The organism is Pantoea sp. RIT-PI-b, from assembly GCF_001187905.1.
GTDB lineage: Bacteria > Pseudomonadota > Gammaproteobacteria > Enterobacterales > Enterobacteriaceae > Pantoea > Pantoea nemavictus.
This window is the reverse complement of record NZ_LGIS01000004.1, coordinates 1-2,210: the sequence shown is the minus strand read 5'-3', so window position 1 is coordinate 2,210 and position 2,210 is coordinate 1. Positions and strand designations below refer to the sequence as shown.

Annotated in this window: 2 protein-coding genes; both read right to left on the bottom strand. The window is 51.3% G+C overall.

Annotated elements, in window-relative coordinates:
• Positions 1–141: 141 nt before the first annotated feature.
• On the bottom strand, positions 142–684 hold the full coding sequence (locus AC790_RS00045; protein ID WP_049850539.1) for a GNAT family N-acetyltransferase: 543 nt from the start codon (positions 682–684) through the stop codon (positions 142–144).
• A 50-nt stretch (positions 685–734) separates the two neighbouring features.
• Entirely contained in the window at positions 735–2,132 is a 1,398-nt protein-coding gene (locus AC790_RS00040) for an ISNCY family transposase (RefSeq protein WP_049850538.1), read from the bottom strand.
• Positions 2,133–2,210 lie beyond the last annotated feature (78 nt).

Sequence of the window (2,210 nt, the reverse complement as noted above, 5' to 3'; positions counted from 1 at the left end):
ATGTTGAAGCTAAGCAGAGATGACCGGGTTCAGGCAAACCTGAGATGTCCGATTGTTGTCAGAGTAACTTTTAATAAAAGAGCTAACCCTCTGCTTTGAGGGCTAATTAGAATTAAAGTTTAGCTTTATTAAAGTGGTTAATTATTCCGGAAGGATCAGCGAGTTAAGTATGTGGTCCTGCCAAGTCCCATTTATTTTCAGATAAGACTGTGCATAACCTTCTTTTACGAAGCCCAGACTGCCCAGAGTCTTTTTACTGCGTAAGTTATCAGAAAGATGATTAGCCATTATTCTATGAATGCTATATTTATCATGTACATAGGGTATGGATTCTTTCAGCGCCTCATGCATCAATCCATTACCCTGATAATTCTGGTCGATTGAAAATCCTAGATAGCATGCCTGAAAAACACCGAATATAAAGTTGGTGAAATTTATACTACCTATAATTTTGTCATCATCTTTTAAGGTGAAAACCATAAGGATGCACTTTCTTTCTTCATAATCGATTAGCGCATTACTGATCCTTTCAGCTACGCTATTGATTGTGAAATATTCGTCGTTTCGCAGTGGTTCAAAGGGGGCGAAATTTTCTCTGTTATTAAGCAAAAAACGCTGAAAGCTCGTTGAATGGTCTAAGGTCAGCAGATATACATCGGTCCGTTCAGTAGAAAATAACTTCATCTCTCATCCTTGTGAATGTCGGTATCGATCTGATTGTATTGATAAATACTTCAACTTCCAAATATCTCCTGACTTCGTGCCTGTAAATCAATCATCGCCTCCAGTAAATCATCCTCATTGACCGCACGTTGACGTTTTTTAGTTTGATCTTTCTTCGCACTCCTGCGACTTGGCCCGGTTCCTGCGGGAAGCGCCTGCGAGCGCGTGTTATCACGCTTGTCCTGCATCAGTTTAGCTACGGCCAGCGCGTGTCCAAGCCGCTTGTTGTCAACGATCGCACCCTGGTCAACTTCAGACAGCCGGTCGTAGGCAGAGTAGGGAAGCACCGTACCGTGACTCCTGAGTTCAACGCGGCCATCCGGGTACTGCCAGGCATCCAGATATTTACCCATCGCACGACGGCTGTCATCGTTATCCTCAAGCAGCAACAGCATTTTATCGTAGCGAACCGTCAGCGCTTTCGAAACCTTGCGCGGTTCGCGCCAGGTAAATATCTGGTGCAGGTTGTCGTCAGCATCAAGCGGACGGTGCACGTCAAAATCATGCCTCGGTGCCTTCGCGAAACGCCGGTTGTAGTCAGCCATAAACTCAGCGGCAAAGGCGTTAGCCGCGTCAGGCGTACTGATGTCACGCAGCCTGAGTTCCTTGACCAGCCGGTCCTGTAACGTGAGATGCGCACGCTCCACCCGGCCCTTGGCAGAGCTGGTGTTGGCGCAGATACCGGTGATGTTCAGCTCGTTCATCGCGCGACCGAACTGCGTCTGACCGTCGCCGCCAGCCGCATTTTTATTGTTGATGCGGAACACGCTGGCCTTGTCGCTGTAAAACGCCAGCGGCTTGCCGTGCTGCTCCAGATAGCCGCGCGTGGCTTCAAAATAGGTGAACGTGGACTCGGAGCGGACGAAATGAAGCTGCATCAGGCGGCTGGTCGCGTCATCCACGTAAACCAGCAGCGTGCAGGCCGGACCGCGTTCCTCGAACCAGCGGTGATCGCAGCCGTCGATCTGTATCAGCTCGCCGACGCACGCACGGCGGTAGCGAGGTTGCTGGATTTTTGGCGCGCGATGTCTGCGCGGGATCCAGAGGCCTGACTGCATCATCAGCTTCCGTACGGTCTCTTTAGACAGCGTCACGCCGTGCAGCTCGGCCAGCTTCTCGCAGGCGAGCGTCGGACCAAAGTCTGAGTAGCGCTCGCGGATGATCTGAACCGCGCGTTCAGCAAGGCCAGCAGGCAGCTGATAGTTGCTGGGCTTGCCGCGCCGCCGATCAGCCATGCCCAGCGGACCGTCTGTACGATAGCGCTGAAGCAGGCGACGACAATGCCTGTCGGAAATACCGAGACGCTCAGCTGCGAGATGGGTTGTCAGCCGCCGGTCGACGACGTCCTGAATAATGTTAAGCCGGTTAACTTCGTTCATCGTGAAAAACTCCGCACCAGAAGCCGTCATATCAGGATCCTCAGCAGGTAGCCCGAAGCGGCCAGGTAAGCTTAGCTCAGAACGGCCAGGTCAGCTTTGCTTCCATAA